Origin of the sequence: Desulfosarcina variabilis str. Montpellier (assembly GCF_048565275.1) — a bacterium.
In the GTDB taxonomy this organism is placed as follows: domain Bacteria; phylum Desulfobacterota; class Desulfobacteria; order Desulfobacterales; family Desulfosarcinaceae; genus Desulfosarcina; species Desulfosarcina variabilis.
The window spans coordinates 821,114-835,205 of sequence record NZ_CP159846.1; the positions used below are offsets into that span (position 1 = coordinate 821,114).

The 14,092-nt window shown below is 51.0% G+C and carries 11 protein-coding genes and 1 pseudogene; 6 read left to right on the top strand and 6 right to left on the bottom strand.

All coding sequences use genetic code 11. The features are described from left to right. Nucleotides 1-64 precede the first annotated feature (64 nt). Nucleotides 65-1,576: a glycogen synthase gene (locus tag Dvar_RS03595; protein WP_419660362.1), complete on the top strand. Its 1,512-nt coding sequence runs from the start codon at nucleotides 65-67 to the stop codon at nucleotides 1,574-1,576. 13 nt (nucleotides 1,577-1,589) lie between these two features. On the opposite strand, the gene Dvar_RS03600 is transcribed toward Dvar_RS03595, so the two are convergent. Further along, nucleotides 1,590-3,449: an FHA domain-containing protein gene (locus tag Dvar_RS03600; protein WP_419660363.1), complete on the bottom strand. Its 1,860-nt coding sequence runs from the start codon at nucleotides 3,447-3,449 to the stop codon at nucleotides 1,590-1,592. A 279-nt stretch (nucleotides 3,450-3,728) separates the two neighbouring features. After that, nucleotides 3,729-4,769 (bottom strand): HAMP domain-containing protein, encoded by a 1,041-nt coding sequence (locus tag Dvar_RS03605; RefSeq protein WP_419660364.1) that lies wholly within the window; start codon nucleotides 4,767-4,769, stop codon nucleotides 3,729-3,731. Between the two features lie 210 nt (nucleotides 4,770-4,979). Between Dvar_RS03605 and Dvar_RS03610 the strand changes: the two genes are divergently transcribed. Continuing rightward, nucleotides 4,980-8,255 (top strand): BTAD domain-containing putative transcriptional regulator, encoded by a 3,276-nt coding sequence (locus Dvar_RS03610; RefSeq protein ID WP_419660365.1) that lies wholly within the window; start codon nucleotides 4,980-4,982, stop codon nucleotides 8,253-8,255. Between the two features lie 114 nt (nucleotides 8,256-8,369). Here the strand turns inward: Dvar_RS03610 and Dvar_RS03615 are convergent, their stop codons facing one another. After that, nucleotides 8,370-8,774 (bottom strand): Hsp20/alpha crystallin family protein, encoded by a 405-nt coding sequence (locus tag Dvar_RS03615; RefSeq protein ID WP_419660366.1) that lies wholly within the window; start codon nucleotides 8,772-8,774, stop codon nucleotides 8,370-8,372. A gap of 86 nt (nucleotides 8,775-8,860) precedes the next feature. Beyond that, the gene (locus tag Dvar_RS03620) at nucleotides 8,861-9,322 is read right to left on the bottom strand and encodes an Hsp20/alpha crystallin family protein (RefSeq protein ID WP_419660367.1); all 462 of its coding nucleotides are present in this window, start codon (nucleotides 9,320-9,322) and stop codon (nucleotides 8,861-8,863) included. 417 nt (nucleotides 9,323-9,739) lie between these two features. On the opposite strand from Dvar_RS03620, the gene Dvar_RS03625 reads away from it, so the two are divergent. The 4 genes from Dvar_RS03625 to dsrP all read left to right on the top strand — a co-directional run bounded on the left by Dvar_RS03625 (nucleotide 9,740) and on the right by dsrP (nucleotide 12,772). After that, nucleotides 9,740-10,360 carry a hypothetical protein gene (locus Dvar_RS03625; RefSeq protein ID WP_419660368.1) on the top strand — a complete coding sequence of 207 codons (621 nt, stop codon included), beginning with the start codon at nucleotides 9,740-9,742 and terminating at the stop codon, nucleotides 10,358-10,360. A gap of 95 nt (nucleotides 10,361-10,455) precedes the next feature. Further along, on the top strand, nucleotides 10,456-10,935 hold the full coding sequence (locus tag Dvar_RS03630) for a M48 family metalloprotease (protein ID WP_419660369.1): 480 nt from the start codon (nucleotides 10,456-10,458) through the stop codon (nucleotides 10,933-10,935). A gap of 74 nt (nucleotides 10,936-11,009) precedes the next feature. After that, nucleotides 11,010-11,471 carry a J domain-containing protein gene (locus tag Dvar_RS03635; RefSeq protein WP_419660370.1) on the top strand — a complete coding sequence of 154 codons (462 nt, stop codon included), beginning with the start codon at nucleotides 11,010-11,012 and terminating at the stop codon, nucleotides 11,469-11,471. A gap of 140 nt (nucleotides 11,472-11,611) precedes the next feature. Further along, nucleotides 11,612-12,772, top strand: a complete 1,161-nt coding sequence (gene dsrP, locus Dvar_RS03640) for a sulfate reduction electron transfer complex DsrMKJOP subunit DsrP (protein ID WP_419660371.1) — start codon at nucleotides 11,612-11,614, stop codon at nucleotides 12,770-12,772. A 193-nt stretch (nucleotides 12,773-12,965) separates the two neighbouring features. On the opposite strand, the gene Dvar_RS03645 is transcribed toward dsrP, so the two are convergent. Together Dvar_RS03645 and Dvar_RS03650 are read right to left on the bottom strand one after the other, a co-directional pair. Further along, nucleotides 12,966-13,358 carry a hypothetical protein gene (locus tag Dvar_RS03645; RefSeq protein WP_419660372.1) on the bottom strand — a complete coding sequence of 131 codons (393 nt, stop codon included), beginning with the start codon at nucleotides 13,356-13,358 and terminating at the stop codon, nucleotides 12,966-12,968. A 248-nt stretch (nucleotides 13,359-13,606) separates the two neighbouring features. Further along, nucleotides 13,607-13,846: pseudogene (locus Dvar_RS03650) on the bottom strand (GrpB family protein); the annotation flags it as partial. Nucleotides 13,847-14,092: the final 246 nt, after the last annotated feature.

Below are 14,092 nucleotides of genomic sequence, written 5' to 3' on the forward strand. Positions count from 1 at the left end.
TTCAACTTGAGCTTCGTGGAGAACCGGATAATTCAGTTTGGGTAGTATAATTTAGGAGGTGTCTATGCCATCGGCCAAACGGAACCCACGCGTGTTGATCATTACACCGGAAGTCACCTATCTGCCTGACCGCATGGGAAACTTCTCTCGGTATCTCACGGCCAAGGCCGGTGGATTGGCGGACGTGTCCGCCGCCCTGGTCAGCGCCCTGTTCAACGAAGGGGCTGATGTGCACGTGGCCCTTCCGGACTACCGGGCGATTTTTCACGATCGATTGGCCCCGTTTCTGGAACGGGAGCATCTGACGATTCGTAGTGTCATGCCCGACGACCGCGTGCATCTGGCCCAGGACCGGGCGTTTTTTTACCTCAACCGGGTTTATTCGGCCCACGGAGGTGAGAATACCAAGCTCTCACTGGCTTTTCAGCGCGAAGTGATCAACAATATCGTGCCCCGGGTTCGGCCGGATCTGATCCACTGCAACGACTGGATGACCGGACTCATCCCGGCCATGTCACGCCAGATGGGGATTCCCTGTCTGTTTACGATCCACAACATCCATACGGTCAAAGCCACCCTGGCCCATATCGAGGACCGCGGTATTGATGCGGCCTATTTCTGGGACCATCTCTTCTTCGAAAGATTTTCCGCCTCCTATGAAGAGGCCTGGGAATCCAATGCGGTTGATTTTTTGAGCAGCGGTGTGTTTGCCGCCCACTTTGTCAACACCGTCAGTCCCCGGTTTTTGGAGGAGATTGTCGAGGGCCGCCATGGATTCGTGGAGTGGCCGCTGCGTCAGCAGCTGAGCAATAAGTTTTATGCCGGATGCGGAACCGGTATTCTCAATGCCCCGGATCCGGGCTTCAACCCCCAAACCGACAAAATGATCTACCGCAATTACACACGTGACGACCACCCGGATGGGAAACGGGAGAACAAGCTTCACCTGCAGGAGACGTTAGGCCTGACCCGGGACATGAACGCACCGCTGTTTTTCTGGCCGTCGCGCCTGGACCCGATCCAAAAGGGTTGCCAGCTTCTGGCCGAGGCTTTTTACGGCATCATTTCTGATTACTGGGATCAGAATCTGCAGGTGGTTTTTGTCGCCAACGGCGATTATCAACAGGTGTTTCGTGATATCGTCAATCACCATGGATTCCAAAGCCGGGTGGCGGTCTGCGATTTCAATGAGAATTTGGAACATCAAACCTATGCGGCGGCTGATTTCATTCTGATGCCGTCCTTGTTCGAACCCTGCGGTCTGCCTCAGATGATCGCGCCGATTTACGGGGCCTTGCCGGTGGCCCACGATACCGGCGGCATCCATGATACGATTGTCCATCTGAACGCCCACCAAGACACCGGCAACGGCTTTCTTTTCGAAACCTTTGATGCGGCCGGCCTCTATTGGGCGGTGGCCCAAGCCATGGATTTTTTTAGGCTTCCGGAAACGCAGAAACGGATCCAGATCGAGAGGATCATGCAGCAAAGTGCCGCTTCCTTCAACCACGCCAATACGGCCCGGCAGTATATCGATCTATATGAGAAGATGCTGGAACGGCCGTTGATCAATTGATGCTTTAGAATTACTACAAAACGCGGCCCATTTCGTCAAATTCAATCCCCATTTCGGCTTTTTCCGATTCGGTCATAAATTCGATCGACACGATCTCAACCGGCTCGTCGTCATTACCGTTGGTGGGAACGATGGTTACACTTACCCAATGCCCCTTGTCGAAACCGAGGGTGACGATGATTAAAACATCGCAGGCCGTCACTTCATAGGCATCGGAACGAATCCATTGGTAAACAAACTTAGAGAAACCCTTGAATCGTTTGTTGAACCACGCTGAAGCGTGTGCGATCGGTACCGGCAGGGTGCAGACAATATAATAGGTTTTATCGTTTACCATCGTTCGGCAGTGTTGATCATTGTCTTGTGTAGTCTGCCGCATGTTTTCCTGAGCGAAGGTAATTAAGGAACGGATGACTTCAGGCGTAAAATGCTGATCGACAAACGCATTGTATCGGGCGCCCAGGATTTTGATCTGGTCGAGGTGTTCCATCAGCGCCTCGTTCAGGCGCGTTTCATCGTCCGCGCGGATGACAACAGAGGGATCCAAGTCCTCTTGCCTCAAGGAAAGGTTGGTGACCGTAAGGGATATTGTATTCCCACTGATCAGATAATCCGGTCGTTCGAATTTAAACTCTCGATCGGCAAATCTTATGCGGTCGCCGCTTTTTATTAATGTGGGTTGTCCTGGTTCTATTTTGCGGTCGTTGAGACGTGTTCCGTTTGTGCTGCGCAGATCCTCTAAAAAAAAGAACTTATTGCGATACTCAATTTTTGCGTGCATCGTTGAAACCGTTGATTGCGACACCACAAAATCATTGTGTTTGTCCCGGCCTATGGTGACCCGGGATTGGTTGAAATCCTTGATCAGATTTCCAGGGTGATCCAGATCTTGCAACTGCCATTGAGGAATCTCCTGCTCCGAATCCACCGCCACTGCAGCGGGGGGGGGCGATGCTTCAGGCCTGGCCTGAGACGTTTTTATCGATCTGCGGGTATCTTGTTTTTTGCCCGGCAATCGTCCGAAGAATTTTAAAACCAGGAAGGCCAGAATCACAATCAACCCGACGAGAATGAGTATCCAGGATAAAGACGGCTTGGATCGGCTTTGATCCCCGGTCACTGGCGCAGACGTTGCGGGGGGCTTGGCGGCAGGCGCCGGTTGTTTTGCAGCACTGGTTTTTACGGTTGCCTTGGGCTTGGGCGGCGTGGCTGCGGAAGGTGAGGGGGGCTTTGGCACAGATTGGGGGGGCGCAGTCGGCGTCACAAGCGGCTGCTGGGTGATGAACTGCGACTTGATATCCTCAAGAACACTGTCGATGTCCTCGGGACGGGCTATCTGGTAATGGTTTCCCCCGGTTTGCCTGGACAGGGTCTGGGTCAGGTTATGGTCGGCGTTTTCCGTGAAAGCAATGCCATAGATCCGTACCTTTTCGTCACGACATTTTACCGTGAGATCATTTTTCAACCATTGTGAAAGTCGCCGGTCTTTCTTCTTATCGCCTGTATCCACAATGCCATCGGTTATAAAAATGATACCGCGTTGAGAGGCTGGATCTTTTGATGCTTCCAATTCCTGCAACGCCCATGCGATCCCGGCGGCGCTGTCGGTGAATTGTCCCCGGTAGTCGATTTGTTCCAAACTTTGTATCATCCGTTGGCGCGTTGCATAGTCCGCCACCGGCTCCAATGGGGCCAGAAGGTGGGCCTGTTGATCGAACATCACCAGGCCCACCCTAGTGGCCGTGGGCAGCCCCTCCAAAAAAGCCTTGACGGTTTGGGGCATCATGAACTGGGGATCATTTTTACGCATGCTACCGGAATTATCGACCACGAAAAACAGGTCGATCCCCGCTTCTGGCCTGGTTGTTGCCACGCAAGGATCCTGGAACAGGAGCAAAAACGAACAAATGAGAAAAATGATAATTCGAGACCAGCCGAAAACCATCGGGGACGTGTGTGTCATATTGCATTCCTCTTGAATGATCTTTTTGACTGAGCCGTCAACGGTACAAAACGGTAACCAGTAGCATAGTACAATCAGGCAAAAAAGGAAATCCCCTGGATGCGTGGTCCCTTTTTTGCGCGAACCCTAAGGATCGGGGCAACCCGCCGTGGCAAGTTGACACGACTTGCCAGGGCGTTTGGAAAAAAATCAGTTGCTGCGGCTCAACCGCTCAATCGCCATACGGATGCTGCTTTGCATACGGGAGATCGCCTGCGCCAGATCTCCCACCTCGTCATTGACCGGATCGACAATGTGAACATTGATCTCTCCTAAGCTGATCCGGTTGGCCAATTTGGTCAGCCTGATAATTCTTGATGTCAGATAATGGCCGTAGAAAGTTGAGATCGAGCCTACCAGCAACGTACTAACCACAATGATGATGATAACGGTTTGGCGAGTGGAATCTGTGGCTTCAGACGTTATTTCTTGCAGCCTGGCTACCGGTTGGGTGAATTCATCAATATAGGTTGAGGCAACGATATTGTATGGCGTTCCTTCGATAGGAACACCGACGCAATATTTTTCCCGATTGTCGAACCATAGGTAATATCCTTGAGTAATATGCGGCTTGGACCGGACTGCATTCCAGCGTTCCCATTTGTCCCCCAGTCTGGTCTTCATGGCGTCGGTGATGTCCACTCCAATCAAATTTTTGTTGGGATGGATCCAGATATACTCCGGCTGGAATTCTGTTTCTCTCTCAACAATGATGGTATAGCCGGTTATACCGACTTTCTGCATAACGATATTGACAAATTCAGGGATTCTGTTGAAATCTTCTTTTTGTAATTCGAAATGGGAGTCCAGGTACAGTTTTGTTTCCCGTGCCACCGATAAACATTTCTCCAAGATCATCTCTTCCGCCATTTGGGTAACCATTTTCGAGCCTTCATCACCGGTCAGGGTAGCCATCTGGTTGAGTTGGTCGATAAACAGGTATCCGGAGATGATGATTAGCGTAATTGGAAAGACGAAAAACAATGCAATTAATTTCCGCCTCAAACCCAAAATCCGGGGCTTGCCGGGTTCCTTTTTGTCAGCTTCTTTCTTGATTTTGTCCTTGTTTTTGGGTTGGCTGAGAATCATTTTGTTGCCGCAGGCAACACACTTGGAGGTAACAATTTTGCCCTTGAGTTTTGAAGGGTCAATCTGATACATCTTTCCACATTCTTTACAGGTCACTATCATGATTCGCCTCTTCGCCAGAAATTGTCAGTTCTCTATTCCAATGCAGTTCCACTTTACAATGCGTTTTCACATGGATTAACCCGTATCAGGCAGCCAAAGGACCACTTGGCCATTATTGACATTTAATTTATTGAAAGCATATTTTCAAGACAATCTATAAATTCTCGTAATAAATATATATATTTAACCGATAAAATACGAAAGGCGTGCGTGAAACTTCAGTTATCCGTCAGGCATTCGAAGCTCATGGTATCGACAGCGGCCCATACGCTGGACAGAGCGCGCCTGACCCGGAAAATGTCGGCCATCTTGCAAAAGAAACTGACCCTTGTGGTTGCCGGTGCCGGGTACGGCAAGACCACCCTGGTCGCCCAGTGCATCACCGAGATTAAAACTCCGGTCGTCTGGTACAGTCTCGATGAAACCGACAGCGACCTGCCCATGTTTTTGCGTTATCTGATCGAGGGCATCCGCCTTCATTATCCGGATTTTGCCAGCGGGATTCTACGGGACGGGTTCGAACAGCATCTTTCGCCGGCTCATCTGGACACCTTTCTAACTGTATTTCTGACCGAGATTGAACGGACCACCAGTGATGCATTGGTAGTGGTTCTGGACGATTATCACCTTTTGGATGCCGATAGTCCCGTTCATGCGGCTTTGAGTTTTTTGCTCAATCGATCCGCTGCGGGGTTGCACGTGGTCATCATCAGCCGCAGCGAGCCGCCCCTTTCCATCACCCGTCTGCGTGCCATGCTGGCGGTGGTGGATGTCGGTGAAGCGGATCTGGCTTTTGACCTGGAGGAAATTGCCCGCCTTTACCAGACCCAGTTGAAGACATCCATCAGCCGGCGAGATATGGCCACGCTTCATGAAACCACCGGCGGCTGGGCCGCCGGACTGGTTTTGTTCCATCATGCGGCCCGGGGACGATCCGCCAATGCCATCGGAAGCGACTTGCTCGCCCTTGGCAACTCCAAGGATTATATTTTCAGCTACCTCAAAGAGAACATTTTCGACCGGATCGAGAAGGATCAGCGGGACTTTATGATCAAGTCTGCTACTTTCGACCGGCTTTCCCCCGACTTGTGCGATATCATCTTTGGGCGCCGGAATTCCCGGCAGATTCTAGAGACCTTGTGCCGGGACCACCTGCTGACCTTTAAAATCGAGGATGAAAAGGCACCATACCGCTACCATCATCTGCTTCTGGAATTTTTGCGTCACCAGTTGGGAGAGACTGTCAGCGCAGATGAGATTAGGCAGATTCACGTGGATGCCGGACGGGCCATGGAAGAAATCGGCGATCTGCCTGGCGCCATGCATCATTATCTGAAAGGCAATCAGCTAAATGACATCTGCCGTCTGGCCGACAACATGATGATGCAGGACGTCATGGCGTGTTCATTTTTGTATATGGCCCGTGTGCTGGAAAAACTGCCGGCGGATTTACTGCGTAAAAATCCCCGGTTGGTCTATTTTCAGGCCAAGTTGGCCTCGGTGCAGGGGCGTGTTCAGCCGGCCATCGGCGGGCTGAAGCAGGCCCTTGTACAATTTCGGGTGCAAAAAGATGCCACAGGCATATCCAATTGCCTGAAAGATCTCGGGTTTCACTACTATCTCACCGGTGATATCAGGCGGGCCCGCAAACAGATGGCCATGCTCTGGGGCCGGCCCCACCCGGATCCCTTCTTTCCTCTGGAAGTGGCCGGCCAGTTGATTCTCTTTTGCGCCATTCTCGGTGATTTCGACGCGGCAGACGATTACTATGATAAGGTTCAGCGCTTTACGGCAGGCGCGCCTCCGGTGCAAAAAGCCCTCGCTGAATATTGGTTGAATCTGTGCTACGCTTACCGGTGGTACTACGCCGGGAAGTTTGAAAAAGCCTATCGCATCAATGCCAATGCCTTGGACGGTTTCAATCACAGCGGATTTGTTGTTTTTTTACCGCTTGCATATTTTCAGGCCGCGCTGACTTCATTTTACCGGAATCATCACCAGACCGGCACCGACTATGCAGAAAAAGGACTGCACGTGGCTCGTCAGGTGGGCTTTAACGACAGTGTCTATGCCTGGCTGCTTTACAGCCGCGCGCTCAACGCATTGGCCGGCGGTGATGCGCAGCGAGCCATGGATGACGCCCGTCAGGCGCTTCACATCTTCAGCAGCCATGGCAATTCATGGGGCCAGGCGTCGGTGTATGAAATAATGGCCATGGTTTACCAGATCCAAAATGATGTCGCACGGGTGAAATCCTATTTGCTAAAGGGGCTGGACATCATTGACGGACGCGGTCTGGTCGTCACCCGGGCCGCGCTGACCCTCAGGCTGGCCCAGCTCTATGTCGACCAGGACGACCATGTCGCTGCCTGCCGACTCATCGACGATCAGGGGTGCCGCTTTTCGATCAACCGGTTTCATCAATTTCTTGTACACCGGCTCCGGGCGCAGATCGCCGCCGCTGAGAACCGCCACGGTGCGGCCGCCGATCACTTGGCCGAGGCGCTGGGGATCGCCCATGAAAATCAATACGATGTTTGGGTGTTGCAGGGAAACGACCGGGTGCTGGCGATCCTGGCGGACTGCCATGGGAAAGACGTCATGAGGCCTTATATTGAAAAAATAGTTGCCGCGGCGGATTCCGGCATTCAGCAGCAATTTGTGGAACATACGCGGTCGCGGGCACGGATCGATGTGGCAGCCGATGTCATGCCGCTGGACATCCGCTGCCTGGGGCCGTTCAAGGTGTTTTTGGGAAATCGTGAAATTCCTGACAAATCCTGGCGTAGCGTCAATGTCAGGCGGCTGTTTCAATATCTGGCCCTCAAAAACCAGCAGGGCTTCATCCCCAAGGATGTTCTTTTGGAACTGCTTTGGCCCGGAGAAGATCCGCAAAAAACCAACCGGCGTTTCCATGTGACCATGACGAGCCTGCGCAAAGTCCTAGAGCCGGATCTGAAGCGGGGGGAGGCCTCAGGCTATCTTCTGAGGCAAAGCGATGCTTACCGCCTGAATTGTGGCCAGAACGGTCGGATCGATTTCATCGACTTTCTGGAACAATGCCGACATGCGCAGGCGGCTGCCCATCCGCCAGATGACGATGGCCTGGCGTTTCTGCTCAGCATCGCGGCGCTGTACGACGGGCCTGTATTTCAGGAAGAACCCTACGTTGACTGGTTTATCGAGGATCGGGAATGGGTTCAGGCACAATACCTGGAATTGATCGCCACCATCGTACGGGCATACGAGGAAAGAGAAGACTGGGAGGCCTGTATCCCATGGGCCAACAGCCATCTGGCCATCGACCGGTATGCCGAACCCATTTATCGGGTTCTCATGCGATGCCATTTTTATCTGGGCGACATGGCCCGCTCGATCTCCACCTTTGAGCGCTGCGAGCAAATGATTACTACGGATCTGGATTGCCCGCTCAACCCCAGAACCACGGCGCTTTACCGAAATCTAATCGCCATGACTCAAAATTGACGGATTCGTCTGAACGGCGACTTTCTAAGCGTTTATCAAAAACATTATCTTGAATACTATAGATACCAATCGGAGACCCGATGCCGGTCGGCCCGGGTCTCCACACGACCATCCTTATCCGGCGGTTACCGTGATCTGTCGGGGAATTGCCTTTTCCGCCTTGGGTAGGGTCAGGCGCAGCACCCCGTCCTCGAGCCTGGCTTCGATCCTGCTCTGATCGATCACTTCGGACAGCGTGAATTGCCGGTAGTACCTGCCGATTTCAAATTCGATGAGAACGTCGGCTTCATTTGCCTCTTCAAACGGTTTGACTTCACCGGAAATGCTCAGCACATTGTCGCTAAGATCAATCGTGACATCATCGGGGCTTACACCTGGCATATCCGCCAGCAGGGTGATCTGCCGCTCGTCTTCGAAAATATCCACATCCGGTGTGAAGACCAGGCCGGGCCGGGTTTGCTCGGCAGGGCTGGCCACCTCGTGTTTCTCCTTGACCTGAAGTGCTTTGGAATCAGCCATTTTTCATTCCTCCTTCAATGAAAAAGTGAAACCATAAGTAATGGGTTATGGGTAATGGGTAATGGGTTATGGGTTATGGGTAATGGTTAATTGACTGCAATCTGCCTTGGTTTGGACGCTTCCGCTTTGGCAATGGCCACCGTCAACATACCATTTAGCATTTTGGCTTCAACCTTGTCGGCATCGATGTCTCCGGGCAGGCTGATAATTCGCGAAAACTTGCCCGCCTCACGCTCCCGGCGGTGATACCTGACACTTTCGCCTTCCGATTCAATGGTGCGTTCGCCCGTGATGGTCAGGTTCCGGTTCTGGACCTGAATGTCCAGCCCATCGGCCTTGATGCCGGGAAGCTCGGCACGGACATAGTACTTGTCCGTGTCTTCGGTGAGGTTGATCGCCGGGAAGACCTTGGCGGACATCCAGGGCATCGCCGGCCGGCCGAGAACGGCGGTGGACAAGCGGTCCATCTGGCGGGACATGCGATCCAGCTCAGCAAACGGATGCTCCCAATTCATTGACGGATAACCAAACAGTCTTCTTGCAAACATGGCTCGTTCCTCCTTTGTTGATGGGTTTTTACGATCAAACCAATGGCCCTGATTCTGATTCCTGAAAAACAAATTATTTAATTAATTTTGACTAAATAGTAATGTTATAATAAAAGCTGTCAAGGGGGGATGATGATTTTTTTAATAACCATTTAAAATTCTGTAATTATTGATATAAAATTTAATATTAAGAAACTTTGTAGGTGAACTTTGAAGAGCCCGTAACCCATCTGGTGTCAAATTGAGCAATTTCTCCTATAAAGATCGATTTATTAACATAATCATTTAGATATAAAATTTTTGATAGGCTTCTTGGAAATGAAAGTTCTTGAATTTTACCATTTATGTAATAATATAATAATTACTAAATAATCATATAATCTAAAAGTAATATATAAGGTGTGGCTTATGGAAGAAATGAATATTGAAAAGGAACGCAATTCACTTCCGCGATCAGGTAACCTAAATGATCTGTTGGGAAAAAAATCGGTTCGGGCCACGTTCAAACTGCGCCCGGAGGCCATCGAGATGTTGAGCATCCTGGCGGCCCAGTTGGGTATTAAGCAAAAATCCTTGTTTGATTACCTGATGGAAGATGAGGATGCGCTGCACGCCATTGCCCAGTCGCTGCCGTCTGACACCGCTGAAAATGACAACCGTATTCAAAAAACGTTTGTGGTCAGCAAGCGGTCCTTAAGCACGCTGGAGGTTGTTACCAAACACGCTGCAGCATCACGTAATGACCTTATCGAACAGTCGATTCAACGGTTGTTGCCTGTTTTTGAAAAAGAACACGAGCGACAGGACAGGCGCGAAGACGCTTTTAATCGTATCGAGAACCATTTTAAACAGGCGAATTTTCTACTTGGTGAAATAGAGCAGAAGATAGGTAAGGACGACATCCTGTATTCGCTGCTTGAGCCGGTAATGGCCCAATACGCAAAAGCATTCGCTGATATCAAAAAATGGGTTGAGAAAGGCAAGCGGATATCGACGCTCTCTGTTGATGCGTTGAAACAGGGGCCACCGGAGCATTGAATTCAGATGTTAACGCCCTGATATAAAAATGAAAGGTGATTGACTCATGAATAAATACAGCATTAATCATAGGTGGAACAAACAGAAGCTCAAAAATGGTTTGCATACCATTTAGCCAGATGACGTCGATTCTTTCGTCCGTTGGTCAGCTTCTGTTGATTTTGAATCTCCCATTGATTCTGCTTTCCGGTCATCATTTTCCCTGGGTCGGAATACTGGTTCTGATGGTTGCACCGACACTGGCCATGATGTTGCATCTGGCCCTGTCACGGACCCGGGAGTTTGATGCCGACCTGGGTGCTGCAGCACTGACGGGAGACCCACAGGGGCTGGCCTCGGCACTGCTCAAAATTGAACGATATCAGCAAGGGTGGATGGGAAGGCTGCGCTGGTTGGGCCGCAGTGGTCCCTATGACTCGATCTTGAATACGCATCCGGCGACCCGGGGTCGTGTTAACCGATTGATTGCGCTTGGGCAAAATACACCGATAGATCGATCAATTCCGTATCATCGCCATGAAGCGGCATTGGGCTTTTACGGGTGGCCGAATCGAATCGCCAATTTGACTGGATAGCAGACAAGGCTGGTCATGGCCAAGCGGTCAGGCTTGATTTTTCCTGTCCATTGCAAAAGGAAAGGAGGTTTAAAGTGGCCAAAAGTTATTTTGCAATTCTCGAGATTACATCGAATGCAACCCCAAGTGAGATCCATTCTGCCTATCGCCGGCTGGCCAAAGCATACCACCCGGACCATTATGACGGAGGCAGCGAACCGTTTCAACAGATCCAGGAAGCTTATTCGGTATTGGGAAATCCAGCCAGACGAAAAGCATATGAAAAGACACTCGTCAATGTCCGGGTCAGAAAAGCACCGGACATCGGACCAACCGTTAAACCGGAGCCCCTGATTCCTGAGAAAGAGCCTGTCCATATGGGAGACATTTCGCCGGTTCGTTCATTTGAGACATTCTCGCCTTCCTTTGAAGCGGCAATATCTGTCGCGTTTCCGCCGGGCCTGATGAAAGACCACTCGGTGGTCATTCCGCTGGATCGGTTTGGCATAAGGAACCTCCATTGCACGGTGCTTTTTCGTCCCAGAGACATGGATTAAGGCCCGCATTATCATTGCCTGTTGGAGGCAGGTCGGATTGATCCCCATTAATTCCTGATTAATTCATCTCCGCTATGAATAGCCGTTCAAACGCTACTGGTTCTTTTTTCGCAAGGCGCAAATAACCAAAGGAGGCGATCATGCTTGAACTGGCGTTAAAGGGCGGCAGGGGGTATTGGCAGTGGTTGGGGGTTCTGGGGATCGTTATTCTGGCCGGTTTCTGGTTTTATTCGTGGCAGCTGGATGTTGGCCTGGGCCTTACAGGACTGTCGCGGGACGTCACCTGGGGGTTTTATGTGGCCCAGCTGACTTTCCTGGTCGGCGTGGCTGCCTCGGCGGTAATGCTGGTGCTGCCTTATTATGTGCACAATTACAAAGTGTTTGGCCGCATCACCATCATCGGTGAATTCGTGGCCGCCGCCGCCATCTGCATGTGCATGCTGTTTCTGTTGGTCGATCTCGGGCAACCCATGCGCGCATTGAACGTATTTCTCTATCCCACACCGAACTCGATCCTTTTCTGGGATGCGAACGTACTGGTAGGGTATCTTGTCTTGAATATCATCGTGGGGTGGAACGTTCTGGAAGCCGAGCGCAACGGCGTGGCACCACCGGCATGGCTGAAGCCGCTGATTTTCATCTCCATTCCCTGGGCCTTTGCCATTCATACGGTAACAGCGTTTATATATTGCGGGCTGCCCGGCCGGGGGCTGTGGCTGACCGCTATTCTGGCCCCACGTTTTCTGGCCTCTGCTTTTGCCTCGGGTCCTGCGCTGTTAATTCTGCTCTGCCTGCTGTTAAAAAAAAGCACCGGATTCGACGCCGGCCGGGAGGCCATCAGGGCCCTTGGCAAGATTGTTACCTACGGTCTCCTGGCCAACCTGTTTTTTCTCGGATGTGAAGTGTTTGTGGTGTTTTATTCAAAGATCCCGGCGCACATGGACCATTTCGTTTACCTTTACGCCGGGTTCAAGGGCCATGGCGGGTTGGTGCCCTTTCTGCAGGCCTCACTGGTGCTGATGATCGTGGCGGCAGTCCTTTTGGTGATTCCCGCAACCCGAAACCGATTTGACATTTTATGTGTATCCTGCGTTATGGTTTTTATCGGCACCTGGATCGACAAAGGGCTGGGGCTGATTGCCGGCGGATTCATTCCATCTCCGTTGCACGAGATAACCGAATATGTGCCTACCAGACCGGAATTGGTCATCTCTGCCGGGGTATACGGAATCGGCGGGTTGCTGATGACCGTTTTGCTCAAGATCGCTGTTGGGGTAAAGCGTGAAGTAGGGGGGTCGTGAACGCTGGTGGTAACTGAAAAAATGCAAGATCTTTATGAATTGAGGTGGATATCGTAGGTCGGGTCGAGCGCAGCGATACCCGATAATAGACAGCTTGGGCGCTTGGCGTTTCACAAGTGCCGCCATTATAAACCTATTGGGTTTCGTGCCTCAACCTAACCTATGATGTTAAACGCAGCTTTCAAACCGGCAGCTATATGCCACCATTATCCACCACCAGGATGTCCTGGCTGCCTGCAAAGGTGTCGCCGTTAGTGGCCAATCCGACAAGTGTGAGCGTATTGTATTCATCGATATCCAGCTGGAGTTTTTTTACCTGGTTCATGACGAACTTGGCCACGAAGTTACCTCGCAGATCGGATTTCCAGCTATTGATGGCGATGTCGTTGAGGTAAACCGTCGATGCCTGAACCACTCCATAGGCAATGTCTGTATGCACCGTCACCACCTGCCCGTTGTTCTGCATATTCAGCACATTGGGGGCCACGTCAATGGTGATGTCAAAGGCGTTGCCATCGGCCGCCATGAACACAACCGCCAAAAACACCATGCCCAGAGCGATTTTGTTAAGCCGTGCAAGTGACATTTTTTTTCCTCCTTGTGTTTAATTGAACATTTATCCACAACGGCCAACGGTTGGTTGGTGGATATGTTAAACCGCATGGAAACTTACCATGCCTGGCCAATTCAAGCTGCGGATCCGGACGAATAGCAAAGGGAGTCGCGCAGAGAGAAACACCGCTGCGCGTCTGTCAGGAGAATACGGCATTTTCAAACCGACATGGACCTGGCAATTAGACTTTATGCTTGGTTAACGCTTGATCGGAGAAAAGGTTACAAAGAAAGTTGTTTTTTATAATATTGTTTCGCCGTTTGAGTAATCCTGGCGATGAAGGCGGTTTTGGCTTCGGTGTAAGCGACACGATCTTTTGGATGCTGCCTGGACAGCTTTTGTTTAAGCCGGCCGTACTCATTGGCAATGGGGGGATGATCGATCAGGTAGTCCCGGAACAGTAACCTGTCCCAGTGCTCAAAATCCGCTTTGATCATGTGAATATGGTGGGTCCTTTTTCCTCTTTCAGCACCCGGGCGATTTTTTGTTCGAGCGTTTCCAAAGAAGCCCTCTTATGGTTGAATTAAAAGGATGCAAAGAAACACCAAAATCGGTATCGGTATCGCTATCGAGAATAAACGATACATGGACCCACAGACCTGATGGACACCAACTTCCAATCAATAAACAAGTGCACACTGTAACTGCTTTCGATTCCGATACCGATAGCGATTCCGATCCCGATGAACCTGACTTTCATGCGGTTA